A 15,922-nucleotide genomic window follows, 5' to 3' on the forward strand; every position below is an offset into this window, starting at 1 on the left:
TCCACCGGGGACGTCGATGCCGGATGATAATTAAAATGCGAATCGTTATCAAATGAGGCCGCGTGTCAGGCTGCGGCCTCCAGCTGCGCCCGGCAATGCTCGATGGCCTGGGCCACGTAGCGCCCGGCCATGCGCTCGGAGACGCCGAGGCGGCGGCCGATCTCCGCCTGGGTCAGCCCCTCGAGCCGGTGCCAGGTCAGCGCCTGCCGCAAGCGTTGTGGCAGGGCGTCCAGGGCCTCGCGCAGGCGCATCAGGTGGAGGTGGTGCTCGGTCGCTTCCTCGGGACAGGGGCGCGGACAGGACAGACACAGGGCGGGGTCGTCCAGGGGGTGGCTGACGGGACGCGAGCGGCAGCGTCGATGATGGTCGATGACCAGGTTGCGGGCCATGCGGAACAGGTAGGCCCGGGGCTCCTCGAGCCGGCCGGGCTCGGGGTGCTGGCCGAGGCGCAGGAAGACCTCCTGGCAGAGGTCCTCGGCGAGGTGGGGACACTGCAGCTGGCGCCGCAGGTAGCCAGCGAGGTCCGTGGCGTAACGCTGGAAGAGGGCATCGAGATCGGGGTGGGCAGTCATGCGAGCTCCGTCCTGGGAACCGAAGTCGCGTATTCTATGATAATGAGACTTATTATCAAATATAGTTGGCCAGGCATCCCCCGCCGAGGCGACGCCTGGCCAGCGGATGGTGTCAGGCCAGGGCGTCCTCGCTGGCGTGATTGGTCGCGGTCTGCGGGCGATAGGCGGCGATGGGATTGACCAGGGTGCCGGCGAACTGGAGGTTCTTCGCCGGATCGGCCAGGTCGATCATCTGCTGGTGGTTGTTGAGCTGCAGCCGGTTCAGGCAGGAGCGGGTGAACTCCGGGGCGAAGAGGTCGTGCCGGGCGAACTTCTCGGCGAACTCGGGGTGGTCCTGCTGGTAGTCGATGACGCAGCGGGCCACCCGCTCCCAGAACTCGCCCTCGGTGATGTCGCCCTGTTCGACGAGGATCGGGGCCACGAAGCGCAGGAAGCAGTCGAAGACGTCGGTGAAGATCGACAGCACCTTGAGCGGCTCGGGCACCTCGACGGCGATGCGCGAGATGGCCTCGGGCAGCGCCACCTCGGTGTTCATGATGCCGATCTCCTCGGCGATGTCCTTCATGATGGCGCGCACCGGCACGCCGTCCTCGAGCTGCAGGATCAGGTTCTCGCCGTGGGGCATGAACACCAGGTCGTAGGCGTAGAAGCAGTGCAGCAGCGGGCGGAAGTAGACCCGCAGGTAGCGGTCCAGCCAGTCGCGGGTGGCGAGCCCCGAGGTGGCGATGAGCCGGGGCAGCAGGGCTCGCTCGTCGGCGTCCACGTGGAGCAGGGCGGCCATGGTCATCAGCCGCTGGCCGTCCTGCTGGTAGCGCACCGGGCTCTCCCGCCACAGGCAGGCCAGCATCTTCTTGTAGGCGCTGTAGCGGTCGAAGGCCGGCTCGATGGCATCGCGCCTGAAGCCGATGGCCGCCTCCTCGCGCAGCACCGTGAAGCCCTGGGCACGCAGCTCAGGGTCGCCGTCGACCAGGGCCTTGATCCAGTCGTTGATGGCCGGGGTGGCGCGCATGTAGTTGGGCGAGAGGCCGCGCATGAAGCCCATGTTGAGGATCGACAGGGCCGTCTTCACGTAGCGCCGGCTCGGCTGGCTGACGTTGAACCAGGTGCGGATCGACTGCTGGGCGCGGTACTGGTCGTGGCCGTAGCCCAGGCAGACGATGCGGCCCCGGGCCACCTCGGCGGCGAAGGTGATGGCCAGCTTGTGGAACCACTGCCAGGGATGGGCGGGCATCAGCAGGTAGTCCGCCGGGGCGAGGCCGCGGGCCTCGAGCCGGCGGTGGAAGTCGGCGAGCGTCGCCTCGCCCAGCTCGTCGCGCAGCAGGGCCATGTAGTCCAGGCCCTCGATGGCGCTGTAGTGGGCGTCCTCGCGGTGCACGGCCAGCCACACCAGGGTGATGGGGGCGGCGGCCTCCGGCGCGAAGGCATGGTAGTCCACGGCGTCGAAGCCCATGCGGCCGTTGTTGGCCACGAACACCGGGTGGCCCTCGGTCATGGCGGCCTCCAGGGTCTGGAAGTCGGCGTCGACCAGGCCGTCGGCGTCGGGGCGGGTGCCGGCGAGCTTGTAGGCGCCGCCGAACAGGGTGCTGGCGACCTCCTCCAGGTAGACCGGCAGCATCTCGTCGCCGATGCCCAGGGAGCGGCGGAACTCGAGGATGAACGCCTGGGCGTCGAGCTCCGCCGGGGCGCCGTCGACGCGCTTCTCGAGGGAGTCGAGGTCGATCACCCAGTGATCCAGCGCCAGGCGGCGGGCGCGGAAGCGGTACTCGGCCGCCTCGTCCGGGGCGGCCAGCCGGTAGTCGCCGTGGCCGTCCGCGTCGACGGACAGCGCCTCGGGCGCCAGCAGCCGCTCATGGGTGAACTCGGCGATGGCCTTGCGGATCAGCCAGCGGTTGGCTCGGGCCCAGAGTTCGGGGGTCAGGTGGTCGGCGGCGCGGGCCGGGTCGGCGGCCAGGCTCGGGTCCAGGCGCGGGTTCTCGGCGCTCACCGCCGAGGCGAAGGCCGCCCGGTCGCAGAAGGCCAGGTGGGCGGTCTTCTCGGGAAGCTCGACCTCGCGGTCGTAGACGAAGCCGACCCGGCGGTTGAGCGGATGGATCTTGCGATTGTTGACGTCCGGCTCCACCACCACTCGCCGCGTATCGGCATCCTCGAACATGAAGGCCAGGATGGTGGTGATCACCTGGGCGCTGAAGCCGGGCAGCGGCGTCTCGGCCGGGGCTACCAGGAAGTGCATGCCGCGGTCGCCTTCGGCCACCGCGTAGTGCTCGCCGATGGGATCGTGGCGGGGGTCGTAGCACTCCACCAGGAAGGCCGGCTCGCCGTCGAACAGCCCCAGGTAGCCCTGGGCGTGGTCGCTCTCCTGGAGGTCGCGGTAGAAGGCCTGGACCCGCTCCGGCGAGTGGCCCTGCATGCCCCAGAAACGGGCCCGGGGTGCGCTGACCCAGGCATGGATCCGCGCCAGGTCCTCGGGCAGGTGCAGCGGGCGCAGGCTGAAGGTGCCCAGCCCCTGGACGTGGCGTGAATAGGTGATGCGGGTGGTCGGGGTCGGGTGGAAGAGGTTCATGGGTCAGGTCCTTGCAGAAACGGGGTCGGTGGGCCGCGCCGGGGTTGCCTCGGCGCGGGCCAGCAGCAGGCGATGGGCCAGGGCGCAGAGGACGAAGCCCAGCGCGGCGACGAGGAAGGGGCTGGCCAGGCCCTGGGCGTCGACCAGGCGGCCGGCGCCCCAGGAGGCGACGAGCACGCCGAGCCCCTGGAAGACATGGATCTTGCTGAAGTCGCTGGCGTAGCGCGCCGGGGTGCTGAGCTGGAAGATGCGCACCTCCAGGCGCACGGTGACGCGGAACAGCGCCCAGCCGAACAGCAGGCGGCCAGCCAGGATGGCGGCGATCTCGCCGCTGGCCTGCAGCAGCAGGCCGGTGAGGCCGATGGCCAGCGGCAGGATGATGGCCTCGCCCCCGGGGCGGCGGCCCAGCAGGTCGAGGGCCAGCAGGGCCACGGCCACGCCGCCGGGGATGGCGAAGACCGCGCCGGCCAGCACCTCGCCGGGCAGGCCCGAGGCCAGCGCCCAGTACTGGGCGAAGAAGGGCCTCGCCAGGTAGGCGCTGAAGTAGAACAGCAGCATCACCACGCCCAGGCGCAGGATGGCGCCGCTGGTGCCTGGGGCCGGCGGGGTGGCGGGAGCGGCATGGGGCGCCCGGCCGCGACGCAGGAGCAGCAGGCAGACCGCCACCTGGAGAGCATCGCTGACCGCCATCACCCGGAATACCTGGGCCGCCTGCCAGTGCTCCAGCACCAGGCCGCCGATCACGGCGCCGAGGATGCCGCCGGCATGCACTACCACCGAGAGCAACCCGATCAGGGTGGTGTGGCGATGCTGGGGCTCGAAGTGCATCAGGTAGGGGTAGACCAGCAGGTAGCTGGCCTTGGCCACCAGCATGGCCAGCGACAGGCCCCAGAACCACGGCAGCGAGGTGACCACCGCACAGGACAGGCTCAGGCCACCGGCCAGCACCTGGGTGCCGATCAGCAGGCGCAGGGTGCCGGCCCGGCGCGCCAGTCGCGCCCAGCCGGGCAGCGCCAGCATCACCACCAGGCAGCTCATGGCCAGGTAGGCGCCGACGTGGGACGGGGCGGTCACGCCGAAGCGCTCGGCGAAGAACTGCGGGTAGAAGGGCAGCAGCATGGCGTCGCTGACCACCGCCACCGCGGTCACGGCCACCAGCCAGGGGGTCGGGCTCATGCGGGCTCCGCGTCCATGGGTTCGAAGACGGCCTCGCTGGGGGCGCCGAAGCGCTGGTAGGCGATGCGCTCCTCGATGGGGTAGACCTCCCGGCCGGTCAGGGCGCGGATGATGCAGGCGTTGCGGTAGGGGCCCATGCCCAGGTCCGGCGCCACCAGGCTGTGGGTGTGCAGCTCGGCGTTCTGCACGAAGATCTCGCCGCACCCGCCGTCGATGTCGTAGAAGCGGCCCACCGCGTAGCGCCCGGCGTCGTCGAAGGCGATGCGCGAGGTGATGGGCGCCAGGAAGTCCGGCATGTGGTAGCGGTAGCCGGTGGCCATGATCAGCGCCGGGGTGCGGTGGCGGAAGTGACGCCGCTGCTCGCTGTGCCACAGGGTCAGCTCGTACTCGCCGCGCGCGGCGTCATGGCGGCAGGTCTCCAGGCTGGTGTTGGTCAGCAGGTCGGAACGCACCTCGCCGCCCAGCTCCTTGGCGTAGCGCAGCTCGTAGATGGCGTCGATCAGCTCCAGGTTGATGCCCTTGTAGAGGCTCTTCTGCTGCTGCATCAGGGTGTTGCGGGTGGCCTCGGGCAGGGCGTGGAAGTAGTCGATGTAGTCCGGCGAGGTCATCTCCAGGGTCAGCTTGCCGTACTCCAGCGGGAAGAAGCGCGGCGAGCGGGTGATCCAGTCGAGCCGGTAGCCGAAGCGGTCGATGTCGGCGAGCAGGTCGTGGTAGATCTCGGCCGCGCTCTGGCCGCTGCCGACCAGGGTGATGGCCGCCTGGCGCTGCAGCTCGGCCTTGTGCTCCAGGTACTCGCTGGAGTGCAGCGGGCGCGGGTCCAGGTCGCGGCAGCCCTCCGGCAGGTAGGGCGTGGTGCCGGTGCCGAGCACCAGGTGCCGGGCCAGGTGGACCCGGGCCTCGCCGCTTCCGGTGTCGCGGCAGCTCACCCGGTAGACGCCCTCTGCCGCATCGAAGTCGATGCGGGTCACCTCGGTGCCGAAGCGAATGCTGTCGAGCTGCTCGACGGCCCACTGGCAGTAGCGGTTGTACTCGTTGCGCAGCAGGAAGAAGTTCTCGCGGATGTAGAAGTTGTAGAGCCGGCCCTGCTGCTTCAGGTAGTTGAGCACGCTGAAGCGGCTGGTGGGGTCGGCCATGGTGACCAGGTCCGACATGAAGGGGGTCTGCAGGGTGGCGTCCTCCAGCAGCATGCCGGGGTGCCAGTCGAAGCCGTCGCGGCGTTCCAGGAAGACACCGTCGAGTTCCTCGATGGGGTCGGTCAGGCAAGCGAGGCCCAGGTTGAAGGGCCCGAGGCCGATGGCGATAAAGTCGTGGACGTGTTGGGTCATGGTCGTGTCTCGCTGGAATTCAGGAAGCGGCGGCGCGGGTCGGGGCCTGGGCCTCGCACCAGTCACGGCCGTGGTGGACGATGCGCTCGACGATGGCGGTGAGGTCCTCGAGGCGGGTGTCGGGGTTGAGCAGGGTGAACTTGAGGTAGCGCTTCCCAGCGACCCGGGTGGCGGCGATCACCGCCTCGCTGTTCCGTGACAACGCCGTGCGCACATGGGCGTTGAGCTCGTCGAGCTCGGCGTCGGTGAGGCCCGCCGGGCGGTAGCGGAACACCAGGGTGCTCATGGGCGGGGCGAGCAGCACCTCGACCTCAGGCTGGCGGGCCAGCGCCGCGTGGGCCTCGCCGGCCAGGTCGATGACCCGCTCGAACATCTCGCCCAGGGCGTCGGCGCCCATGATGCGCAGGGTTAGCCACAGCTTGAGGGCATCGAAACGCCTGGTGGTCTGCAGACTCTTGTTGACCTGGTCCGGGGTGCCGGCCTCGGCCTGGCACAGCGGGTTGAGGTAGTCGGCGTGGTAGGTGACGTGGCGCAGGTCGCTGCGCCGACGCACCAGGAAGGCGCTGCAGCTTACCGGCTGGAAAAAGGTCTTGTGGTAGTCGACGGTCACCGAGTCGGCGTACTCGATGCCTGCCAGGCGGTGACGATAGCGATGCGAGCACAGCAGGCCCCCGCCATAGGCGGCATCCACGTGCAGCCAGATGCCGTGCTCGCGGCACAGCGCGGCGATCTCCTCGAGGGGATCGATGCTGCCGAAGTCGGTGGTGCCGGCGGTGGCCACCACGGCGAGGGGGATCAGGCCCATCGCCAGGCACTCCTCCAGGCGGGCCTTGAGGGCCGCGGGGTCCATGCGGTACTGATCGTCACAGGCCACCGGCATCACCGCCTGGTAGCCGAGCCCGAGGATCGCCGCCGACTTCTGCAGGCTGAAGTGGCTGACCTCGGAGCCGAGGATGCGCAGCCGCTGGTGGCCCGGCGGCAGCCCCTGCTGCTTGTTGCCGCCGTGGCCGGCCAGCTTTGCGCCATAGTGATCCCGGGCGATCATCAGCGCCATCAGGTTCGACTGGGTGCCGCCGCTGGTGAAGACCCCGTCGGCGTCCTCGCCCAGGCCGATGCGGCTGGCCGTCCAGTCGATTAGCGACTGCTCGATGAAGGTGCCGCCGGCGCTCTGGTCGAAGGTGTCCAGCGAGGAGTTGATCGGCGAGAGAATCGCCTCGGCGAGGATGCCGGGCAGCACGATGGGGCAGTTGAGGTGCGCCACGTAGCGGGGATGATGGAAGTAGACGGCATCGTCCAGGTAGACCCGCTCCAGTTCCTCCAGGGCCGGGCGCAGCTCGCCGAGGGGCGCGTCCAGGTCGATGGCCGCGAAGAGCCCCTCGAGATCCTCGGGGCGCGCGCCGGTGAAGGGCCGCTCCACGTGGGCCACCTTGCGCCGCACCAGGTCGATGCAGCGGGTCGCCTGCTGCCAGTAGGCCTCGGCGTGACGGGCATTGAACAGCTGGTCCATCGCCAGGGGGGCCGGCTCGGTGCCGATGTTCGGCCCCCGTTCCTCTAGCCGTGTCGTCATGGGGTCACCTTGTCAGTTCGTCGCTGCCGGGCCCCGGGCCCGGCTTGGGGGTATCGAACGGTGCCTCGCGGAGGCGAGGCAGGCTCGTATGAGAATGCGAATGCTTTTCATTTATTAGTTGTGGCCCCATGGATGACGCAGGAGCCGACGGGTTCTGAACCGCGACGACGACATTTTTTCTGGCGGCGAGGAAGGGGGCTGGAGAACAGGGTGGCTTGGAGGAAGAGTGGCCGGCCGAGGCGATCGTCACTTCATTCGACATGGAGGCGGGCACTTATCCACCGCACCGTCGAAGGTCCAGGGAAACGCCCACCGCAAGGGTGGGCGCAGGACGATTGAAACCGGCGGGGCGGCCGATCAGTAGTTGAGCGACCAGTTCAGGGTGTAGGTGCGGCCGCGTCCCTGGTAGTCATAGAGGTATTCCGGCCCGTAGTAGGGGGAATAGAACATCGCCGCGCGCTGCCCCCAGACCGTGGAGTACTGCTCGTCGAGCAGGTTCTGCACGCCGAGGCTGAACCTACCGAACTCGGTCTGCTGGCCGAGGGTCAGGTCCACGGTGGTGAAGCCCACGATCTTGCGGTCCTCCTCGTCTTCCAGGTCGAAGGCGCGGCTGGCCTGCAGGCGCGCCGAGCGGTCGAGGTCGGACCAGCCGACGAAGGCGGTGGCGGAGGACAGCGAGGCGTAGCGGGCATCGCGCTTGTCCCAGTCGCCGTCGGCATTCTTCTGCTCGGAACGGATCAGGTGCAGGGTGCCCCCGGCCTCGAAGCCATGATCAAAGTAGCGGGTCACGGCGCCCTCGAGGCCATAGTCGCGCTTTTCCTCCTCGACCACGATGACGCTCAGGTCGTCGGCATTTTCCACCGCCTTGTCGGACCAGGCGTAGTAGACCGCCGCCTGGCTCATCCATTCCGCGCCGTTATAGCGCCAGCCGAGCTCGACCTGATCGGTCTCGATGGCGGAGAGCGGGTTCTCGTCCACGCTCACCTCGGCGCTCTTGCCGTAGTACTTGGCAGGGTCCGGCAACTCGAAGCCCTGGCTGTACTGCAGCCAGCTCTGGTGACCGTTGCCGAAGTCATACAGCGCCCCGGCATTGGCCAGGGTGGCGTCGTAGTCGTTGGCGCCGCCGGGGACCCCGTTGAAGTCGTCGACCTCGACGTCGACGTGCTGGCGGCGCACCCCTGCGGAGAGCTGGAGCCCCTCGGTGACCTGCCATTCCCCCTGGGCGAAGGCGGCGAGGGTGTCAATCTCATAGCCGGGATAACGCGGCTCGATGCTGGACGCTTCCTGCACCAGGCCACCGCTGGCATCGGTGGTGGCGCGGTCGAAGATCATCTGGTTGGCATCGAAGGTTTCCCGGTCGTAGTCCACGCCGTAGGTCACCGACAGCGCATCGCTGGGGGCTGCGTCGAACAGCGCCTTGAGGCCTTGCACCTCGGTGTTCTGCTTGGAGGTCCGGAACTCGTAGAAGTCGGGGGCGCTCCAGCTGGGGGCCGGGTAGGGGAAGGCGTGGAAGCTGGCCTCCTCCTCGCGATGGAAGGCCTGCAGGTAGAAGTCCTGGCCCAGCAGGTCGGCATGATGGTACTGCAGGTTGGCCAGCGTGCGGTCCGTGGCCGGGTCGCGGTCGGAGTCGAGGCCGTCGCGGATCTCGGCGTCGTTCAGGTTGGGGCTCGAGGCATCCAGGTTCGGGAAGTAGACGCCGCGGTCGCCTTCGAAGCGCGAGCGATAGAGCTGGGCGCCGAACGTGAGGGTCTGCTGCTCGGCCAGCTGGACGTCCAGGCTGCCCATGACATCGATGCTGCGGTTGTCCTGCAGGTCGGTCTGGGCGATATCGGGGAAGATCTCATCGCCACTGGCGTCGAAATGGCGGCCGTTGTCCTGGTAGGCCACGGCGATACGCCCCTTGATGAACTGATTGCCGCCGCCCATCGACTGGGCCAGGCGATAGTCCAGGTCGTCGCCATCATTGAAGCCGGTGGTCAGCCCGGCCTCGCTGGAGAGCTGGAGGCCGTCGCCTGCTTCGGGCCGTTTGGTGATGATGTTGATGAGGCCGCCGGTGGCCCCGCCGCCATAGAGGCTGGTGGCGCCGGAGAGCACCTCGACGCGCTCGATGTTGAAGGGGTCGATGGCGTCGAACTGGCGGGAGATGCTGCGGGAGCTGTTCAGGGAAACGCCATCGATGAGCACCTGGACACTGCGGCCGCGCATGTTCTGCCCGTAGTTGGTGCGCCCCTGGGGCGCCAGGTCCAGGGCCGGGACCAGCTTGCCCAGGGCGGTCTTCAGGTCGGCGCCGGTACGGATCTGCTCGTGCAACTGCTCGCGGTCGATGACCCAGACCGCGCCGGGAATCTGGCTGATCTCGGTGGGGGCCCGGGAGCCGACCACCACCATGGTGTCTTGGACGTCCGGCTCCTGGGTTCCCTGGGCGAGTGCCGGGCCGGCCAGGGCGCCGGCCAGCACCGAGAGGCTGGCGGTGAGATGGCGTGAGTTCATGAGTTCCCTTGATGAATATTGCGGTATTTGGTGTATTAGCGGTGTTCGATTGTAATGAAACATAATGCTAACAAGAAGTATTTTGATTTGCTGGTGCGGTGTCGCCGCCTACACAGTGAGCGTCAGCGGGCACCGCGTTAATCCGGCCTGGTCCAGGCCCGTGGCGGCTGGCCGCCGCCTGACGCGGCGGGCGAGAGGGGAGCAAGGGCCGATGAGGGAGGGATGGCGGGGCGTGCTGGCCGCGAGTGGTCCACGACCAGGAACGCGGTGGGTCGTCAGCGGTCGACCAGGGTGGCCTCGAGGGTGACCGGCACCTCGTCGCCGATCTGCTCGTAGCCGAGCAGCGCCATCACGGTGCGCAGGGTCGGGTTGGCCATCAGCTCGCGGCCGTCCACCGCGATGCGCTCGGCGTTGGTCACCCGGATGCGATCCGTTCCTGCACGGGTGAAGCGCAGGGCCAGCGGCTCCTGGCGGCTGACGCCCTCGGCGTCGACGCGAAAGGTCAGCGTCTCGGTCAGCGATTCGCCCACTGCCAGGCCATCGAGTCGCGCCGGTGGCAGCCGGGTGACCAGGGTCGCCAGGGGCAGTTCGGTCATGCCGGCGAGCCAGGGCGGCAGGGGGCCCAGGCGTTCCAGCACATCGGTCTGGTTGAGTCGCAGCGGCAGGCGCAGGGTGCCATCGGCATCGATGCGACCCGAGAGCTCACGCACCTGGTGGCGATGGGGCACCGGCCCGGAGGGGGTAATCTCGATCACGGTGGCCTCGAGCCCTGAGCGTGACGGTTCCAGCTGCCAGGCCGCCTGGGTGGGCAGAGCCACCAGCCCGGCGAACGATAGCGCCAGGCATGCCACACGCGGGGCGAGGCGGCGGAATTGTGCAGCTTGTGCGATCACCGGAGGAATCTCCCAAGGGCCGTGTTAGCGTGATGGCCATGAGAGTAATCGACGCCGGAGGCAATCGCGATGCGTAACGCCAGGATCCTGCAACAGGGCATCATCCACTGTTTCCCCGCCGGCCTGCGCGACCCGCAGGGGGAGCTCGTCAACGCCGAGATCTCCGCCGCGCTGTATGACGGTGAGCGGCTGCTGCTGGCCAGTGACAAGCCGGTGCCCGGCGCGGAGCGCTCCGCAGTGTTCGCCCTGCCGCTCGGCGCCGACGGCCCCGACGATAGTCGCCTGGAATACCTGACCGCCGCCCGGCTGCAGCAGGCGGTGAAGTACGAGGACTTCGCGCTGACCACCGACGGCCGGCACGTGCTGGCGGTGACCGGTTTCGATCGCATCGACGACGAGAGCCATGCCCTGAACGACTACAATCACCTGCTGATCTGGCCGCTCGGCAAGCCCGGCGAGGTGCAGGTGGTGGACCCCGATCCCCGCGACGGCGTGGAGGGCTCGCTGGAGCTGCGCCGCAAGCTCGGTGCCGCCATCGGCTTCCCCTACTACAAGATCGAGGGGCTCGCGGCGGTGCCCGGCGACCACGGCGACGGCCTGCTGCTGTTCGGCGTGCGCGAGCAGGGCAACGCCCACGACGACTTCGAGTACGTCTCCCGGGTAGTGGGCGCCCACTACCAGATCACCGAGGGCGGCAACATCGAGTTCCTCGATGCCCTCCGCGAGTACTTCCGGTTCGATCCGGATACCCGGGAGGGCGTGCGCTTCGCCTGTGGGCTCTCGAGCCTCGAGTACGACCCCTATCATGCCCGGCTCTACCTGCTGACCAGCTTCGAGGTGGAGGAAGGCGACGAGGAGCACATCGGCGGCTACCTGTGGGAGATGAGCCTGGAGGACTTCCGCGCCGGCAAGGCCCCGGCGATGGTCACCACGCCGGAGGGGCTGCCGCTGGAGTTCGAGCACAAGGCCGAGGGCCTGGCCGTGCTCGACCGACAGCGACTGTTCGTGGCCTATGACAACGACCGCAACCTGGCCCTGGGGAGCGTGCACGAGCGTGACGAGCGCCACGCCTGCGAGGCGCCCTACACCATCCTGGGCATCGACTGAGGCCCGCGTCGCTGGCCTCGGCCAGCGGCTTTCGCTATCATACGCCCGCGCTTTCGGGCCTATAGCTCAGTTGGTTAGAGCAGGGGACTCATAATCCCTTGGTCGCAGGTTCGAGTCCTGCTGGGCCCACCAAAAATCAGTCACTTACGCTTGGTTTTCCCTTCCCTTCCGCTGTTTCTCGCTGTACCTGTCCACATTGTGTCCATCCAAGATTTCGCGTGACCACTCGGTGGTCAACGGCGACCTCGTCGCCAGGCTCTTTTGACCTACACCAGGTGTAGTCCCTGGCCTACAGCCTGCCTGAAACCTCCCGTCTAGCTTTATGTCGTCTCCAGGGAGGGCTGTCGATGAATAACATTGATTTACTACCCGATCCCATCCATGAGGGGTGGATCATGCTTTGCCGCTGCGGATGCAAAGAGATTCGGCTAGAGGAAGGGAAGCCATGGAACGAGTTTGAAGTCGTTCAGTTGTCTGGCTTCCGCTACAGGGTCACATGCCACTCATGTGGTAGCACCGCGAATGTGGATCAGGGGCTGAAAGAGCAGGCAACGGCCTGAAACGGCTCATGCTGCGTCAGAGTGGGGGGCACTTGGGGTCATCGCCCCTCACAAGCCCGGAGCCGTGGGGCCGAACTTCACCGCTTCGCTGAGGTGATCCGGCGACAGGTGGGCATAGCGCATGGTCATCTGAATGGACTGGTGGCCCAGGATCTTCTGAAGCGTGAGCAGGTTGCCGCCGTTCATCATGAAGTGACTGGCGAAGGTGTGCCGCAGGACGTGGGTTCGCTGGCCCTTGGGTAGCTCGATGCCGCTGCGATCAAGGGCCCTGGTGAAGGCCAAATAGGCGTCCTGGGGGAACACTCGGCCTACCTCGGGGCCGTGGTCCTTGAGCCGCTGAAAGAGATCCTGGTCGATAGGGACCGTCCTGGTCCGGCCGTTCTTGGTGTTCACGAAAGTGATCCGGCCTTCACGGAGAAATTCGGCTCGCAGGGTTTGAGCTTCGCTCCACCTGGCGCCGGTGGTCAGGCAGATCGAGGCGATCAACACGACGTGCTTGTTCCTGGACTGGCTCAGCTCCTGGAATAGTCGGCTGATTTGATCCTCCGACAGAAAAGACGGCTCTCGCTCAGGCAGACGCAAGGCCTGTAGCTTGGCGAAGGGGTTGTCATGTTGCCACTCGTTCATGCGGATGGCGAAGTTGAACACGGCCCGTAAGTAGCTGATGTCATGGTTGATGGTATTGGGCGAAAGGCCCTGGTCGAGACGCTTTTGCCGGAAGCGTGCCGCATCGGCAGGAGTGATGCTGATGGCCAGCGGGTTCCCCATCAGGTCAACGAGCTGACGCAGTTTCCCGAGGCGAGAACGGTTATCGCGCAAGGTGGCACCGTGCATGTCGTACCAAAGCTGGGCGAGGTCCCATAGCCGACGCTTGTCGCGTCTCGGTGGGCGGTAGTCTTCACCAGCCGCAGCCTTGGCGCGAGTGACGGCCTCAAAGCGCTTGGCTTCGCCCTGAGTCTTGAATGTCTTGCGGATACGACGCCCAAAGGTACCGTCGGGGCGAATGTCCACTTGCCAGCCGGTTTTGACCTTCCTGATCATGCCGCTTTCCCCAGCAATCGTCGCTCGATGAGCTTGTCCTCCACCAGCTGCCGGAAGGCGCCGGCCTGGATGCCGCGACGGCGGTAGTAGTGTTCCAGGTCCTCCCACATGCCGGAGCGCTTCAGGTAGTCAATCGCCTGGTAGGTGCCGAAGCCCTGGCGGGCATAGATCGAGATGAGGTTGCCGAAGGCCAGACACACGTTCTTCTCGTTTCCCAGGCCGGGGGCCTTACGGGCCCGCTTGTACATGAAGCTTGGAGCGTGGGCGAAGAAGCGCGGGTCGTCCTGGAAGAGCTGCCAGGCGGGGTCGATCAGATCCCGCGAGGCGTCCAGGCGATAGCTCTGCATAGCGCTGCGCCAGATCCCGGTGAGGTGGGGGATCACATCGGTGAAGCGCTGGAAGCCGTGAGCGTTGTCCAGGACCTCGCCGGTGTCGACGTTGCAGGGAATGCCCCGGGCGAACTCGGCCAGCACCGACTGGTGAAAGCGCATCTCGATGCGCCACACGTCCTGGTCGGGATCGTAGGCCGGCGACAGATCGTCATTGGTGGCGTTGCCCCAGATCCCCTCCCAGAAGTGCAGCTTGTCGCGGTAGTGGGCTTCCTTGGTCTTGTTGTAGATGGCGCATTGCAGGGCCCCAGCGGTGCCGAACATCAGGGTTTCGCAGCGTCCGTAGGTGGTGGCGATGTTGCCGTGATCGAAGCTGAGCGAGTCGATGCCGTCGATGCGGGTGATCTTCTTGGAGCGGGTCACGAAGCGGTCCATGAAATCGCGGGGCGGCTCCCAGCCCTGGACGTCCAGGGCGAGATGAACGGCACAGCCGGCGTATTCCATGTGATCGAGCAGGCAGGAGGCGATGAGATCCATGAAGCGTTGGCAGGCGGCGGGCTCGCGTTCCTGGATGTAGTGGGGCGATAGCTCGATCTTGAGGTGCGTGCCCACCTGGTCGGTCTTCACGTGCCGGGCCTGGAAGAACACGATCACGCCGAGGTCGTTGTTCTGCAGGCGGTAACGGAAGCCGGAGCCGGCGGCACCGGCCCCCACGGCCCAGGTTTGCCCATAGAGGTCGATGGTCGCGCCGCGACCCTCCTGGTAGACGCTGATGATCTTGTCGAACTGCGGCAGGTGGGGGAGGCCCCGGTAGAGCTGCCTCACCGTATCCACTCCCGCGTTCAGCAGACGCACTCGCTCCAGGTGGGCCTGTCCCTTGTGGCTGATGAACAGCTTGCCCCGCGGGTCCTGTTCGCCTTGTGCCAGCGACTCGACTGAATACCGTTCCCAACGCTTCATTTTGAACATCACCTATAGGTCGTTATTGGCAGTTTTCCGCACGTTCCGGCGGGAGTCTGCGAGACGTGTTACAGGGAGGGTCTCGCCGGGCCGCGCATGCGGCGCGGGGATGCGGTCGCAAGCGTCCTCTCCCGCGGCGCACGCGCGGCCCGCTCATATCAGCACCCTCAAGGCCAGAAGCCCCCACAGATGCGCCGGGTAGAACCAGCGGGTAAGCCAGCGGGGTAGGCGCATCGGCGGTAGGTGAGTGCTTACGAGGGCGAGGACCAGGAGCACCCCGACGAAGGCCGAGGCGGCGGACAGGCTCGGGCCATATTGCGCGACCGGCCAGACCAGGAGCGGAAGCAACCAGGTAAGCGGCTGGCGGATGGCCAGGGTGAAACTCAACACCAGCAGCAACGCCAGCGGGCCGTATTCGACCTGGAGCGTGGCGAGGCTGAGCGCGGCCCCCAGCATCAGGGCCAAGGGATCGCGGTGCCGGTGATAGGCCACGAGGTAGGCGGCGGCGGCCAGGGTGACGCAGATGTTGCCGAGCACTTCCCCGCGCAGGGCCATGAACGGCAGTTGCGCGAGCAGGGCGATCAACAGGATGCGGTCGGCGTAGCGCCTGGCATCGGCGGTGTGCAGCGCGTGCCAGGCGATCATGAAGCAGAACATCGGCAGCGCCAGGCGGCCGACCGTGACGCGCAGCAGGGCGGGTATGTCACCACTCACTAGCCAGACGCTGGCGTGATCCACGGCCATGGTGGTGATGGCCAGGCCTTGGACGACCGGCAGCCAGGTCGGGATGGCGCGAGCCGGGGATGCGTTGGTGATGATGGCGGTGGTCATAGCGTCAGCACCTCCACATCCAGGGGCAGGCCCAGCTCCATGGCGTTGAAGCAGTCGGGCCGGGTGGTGCGGATGGGCTTGCCGTCCTGGTCGTAGAGGCGGCAGCTGTCCTGGAAGATCGAGCCGGCGTAGGCGGTGACGGTGTCCGCTGGTGCTGTAGTGCTGGGGGAGGAAGTGGGTACCTGGGGCTGCGTGGTGGAAGCCGTTTCCTTGGATTCACCGCCCAGGAACTCGGAGACCGAGTTGGTGGCGTAGACCACACAGGCCGCCGAGCCGAGGAAGACGAAGGGGGCGATGATCAGGATGCGCGGCAGGCGGCGCTTGCCGGTATGGATCGAGGCCGACTGGTATTCGGCAAACACGGCCTTGGGATGCTTCCAGATCGACACTTCACAGTCGGCGTCGCCCTTGTGGGTCATGGGGTTGGTGTGACAGATCCCCTCGAAGCGGTAGACCAGGGCGCCGCCCATCTTGCCCCGGCGCATCAGGTGCTCGTGGACCTCGACCAGGG

At 67.2% G+C, this 15,922-nt stretch carries 12 protein-coding genes and 1 tRNA gene; 2 read left to right on the plus strand and 11 right to left on the minus strand.

What is annotated here, in order from left to right:
* Positions 1-65 precede the first annotated feature (65 nt).
* The 7 genes from EKG36_RS15490 to EKG36_RS15520 all read right to left on the minus strand — a co-directional run bounded on the left by EKG36_RS15490 (position 66) and on the right by EKG36_RS15520 (position 10,583).
* The gene (locus tag EKG36_RS15490; protein WP_126485704.1) at positions 66-572 is read right to left on the minus strand and encodes an RNA polymerase sigma factor; all 507 of its coding nucleotides are present in this window, start codon (positions 570-572) and stop codon (positions 66-68) included.
* Between the two features lie 112 nt (positions 573-684).
* Positions 685-3,132 carry a GNAT family N-acetyltransferase gene (locus EKG36_RS15495; protein ID WP_126485706.1) on the minus strand — a complete coding sequence of 816 codons (2,448 nt, stop codon included), beginning with the start codon at positions 3,130-3,132 and terminating at the stop codon, positions 685-687.
* 3 nt (positions 3,133-3,135) lie between these two features.
* Positions 3,136-4,308, minus strand: a complete 1,173-nt coding sequence (locus EKG36_RS15500; protein WP_126485708.1) for an MFS transporter — start codon at positions 4,306-4,308, stop codon at positions 3,136-3,138.
* Complete coding sequence (locus EKG36_RS15505) at positions 4,305-5,633, minus strand: lysine N(6)-hydroxylase/L-ornithine N(5)-oxygenase family protein (RefSeq protein WP_126485710.1); 1,329 nt, start codon at positions 5,631-5,633, stop codon at positions 4,305-4,307. The genes EKG36_RS15500 and EKG36_RS15505 overlap by 4 nt, the downstream gene beginning before the upstream one ends.
* Before the next feature lie 19 nt (positions 5,634-5,652).
* Positions 5,653-7,200, minus strand: coding sequence for a pyridoxal phosphate-dependent decarboxylase family protein (locus EKG36_RS15510; RefSeq protein ID WP_126485712.1), 1,548 nt, complete (start codon positions 7,198-7,200; stop codon positions 5,653-5,655).
* 357 nt (positions 7,201-7,557) lie between these two features.
* The gene (locus tag EKG36_RS15515; protein ID WP_126485714.1) at positions 7,558-9,690 is read right to left on the minus strand and encodes a TonB-dependent receptor; all 2,133 of its coding nucleotides are present in this window, start codon (positions 9,688-9,690) and stop codon (positions 7,558-7,560) included.
* Positions 9,691-9,965: 275 nt separating this feature from the next.
* Positions 9,966-10,583 (minus strand): hypothetical protein, encoded by a 618-nt coding sequence (locus EKG36_RS15520; protein WP_342774451.1) that lies wholly within the window; start codon positions 10,581-10,583, stop codon positions 9,966-9,968.
* 69 nt (positions 10,584-10,652) lie between these two features.
* Between EKG36_RS15520 and EKG36_RS15525 the strand changes: the two genes are divergently transcribed.
* Positions 10,653-11,690 (plus strand): hypothetical protein, encoded by a 1,038-nt coding sequence (locus tag EKG36_RS15525; protein ID WP_126485716.1) that lies wholly within the window; start codon positions 10,653-10,655, stop codon positions 11,688-11,690.
* A 55-nt stretch (positions 11,691-11,745) separates the two neighbouring features.
* Positions 11,746-11,822 (plus strand) — tRNA-Ile (locus tag EKG36_RS15530).
* 476 nt (positions 11,823-12,298) lie between these two features.
* Here EKG36_RS15530 and EKG36_RS15535 read toward each other — a convergent pair.
* The 4 genes from EKG36_RS15535 to EKG36_RS20500 all read right to left on the minus strand — a co-directional run.
* Positions 12,299-13,291, minus strand: coding sequence for a phage integrase (locus EKG36_RS15535; RefSeq protein ID WP_126485718.1), 993 nt, complete (start codon positions 13,289-13,291; stop codon positions 12,299-12,301).
* Entirely contained in the window at positions 13,288-14,580 is a 1,293-nt protein-coding gene (locus EKG36_RS15540; RefSeq protein ID WP_126485721.1) for a hypothetical protein, read from the minus strand. Before EKG36_RS15540 ends, EKG36_RS15535 begins: the two co-directional genes overlap by 4 nt.
* Positions 14,581-14,733: 153 nt before the next feature.
* Positions 14,734-15,411, minus strand: coding sequence for a TraX family protein (locus tag EKG36_RS15545; protein ID WP_126485723.1), 678 nt, complete (start codon positions 15,409-15,411; stop codon positions 14,734-14,736).
* Positions 15,408-15,922 (minus strand): P-loop NTPase family protein (locus tag EKG36_RS20500; RefSeq protein ID WP_185827572.1); only part of this gene is annotated, 515 nt, incomplete at its 5' end. The genes EKG36_RS15545 and EKG36_RS20500, both read right to left, overlap by 4 nt.

Origin of the sequence: Halomonas nitroreducens (genome assembly GCF_003966155.1) — a bacterium.
Classification (GTDB): Bacteria; Pseudomonadota; Gammaproteobacteria; order Pseudomonadales; family Halomonadaceae; genus Halomonas; species Halomonas nitroreducens.

Bases quoted from the DNA above. Each gene is read 5' to 3' on its own strand.
- EKG36_RS15490 (WP_126485704.1), bottom strand. From the start codon at position 572: ATGACTGCCCACCCCGATCTCGATGCCCTCTTCCAGCGTTACGCCACG.
- EKG36_RS15495 (WP_126485706.1), bottom strand. From the start codon at position 3,132: ATGAACCTCTTCCACCCGACCCCGACCACCCGCATCACCTATTCACGC.
- EKG36_RS15500 (WP_126485708.1), bottom strand. From the start codon at position 4,308: ATGAGCCCGACCCCCTGGCTGGTGGCCGTGACCGCGGTGGCGGTGGTC.
- EKG36_RS15505 (WP_126485710.1), bottom strand. From the start codon at position 5,633: ATGACCCAACACGTCCACGACTTTATCGCCATCGGCCTCGGGCCCTTC.
- EKG36_RS15510 (WP_126485712.1), bottom strand. From the start codon at position 7,200: ATGACGACACGGCTAGAGGAACGGGGGCCGAACATCGGCACCGAGCCG.
- EKG36_RS15515 (WP_126485714.1), bottom strand. From the start codon at position 9,690: ATGAACTCACGCCATCTCACCGCCAGCCTCTCGGTGCTGGCCGGCGCC.
- EKG36_RS15525 (WP_126485716.1), top strand. From the start codon at position 10,653: ATGCGTAACGCCAGGATCCTGCAACAGGGCATCATCCACTGTTTCCCC.
- EKG36_RS15535 (WP_126485718.1), bottom strand. From the start codon at position 13,291: ATGATCAGGAAGGTCAAAACCGGCTGGCAAGTGGACATTCGCCCCGAC.
- EKG36_RS15540 (WP_126485721.1), bottom strand. From the start codon at position 14,580: ATGAAGCGTTGGGAACGGTATTCAGTCGAGTCGCTGGCACAAGGCGAA.
- EKG36_RS15545 (WP_126485723.1), bottom strand. From the start codon at position 15,411: ATGACCACCGCCATCATCACCAACGCATCCCCGGCTCGCGCCATCCCG.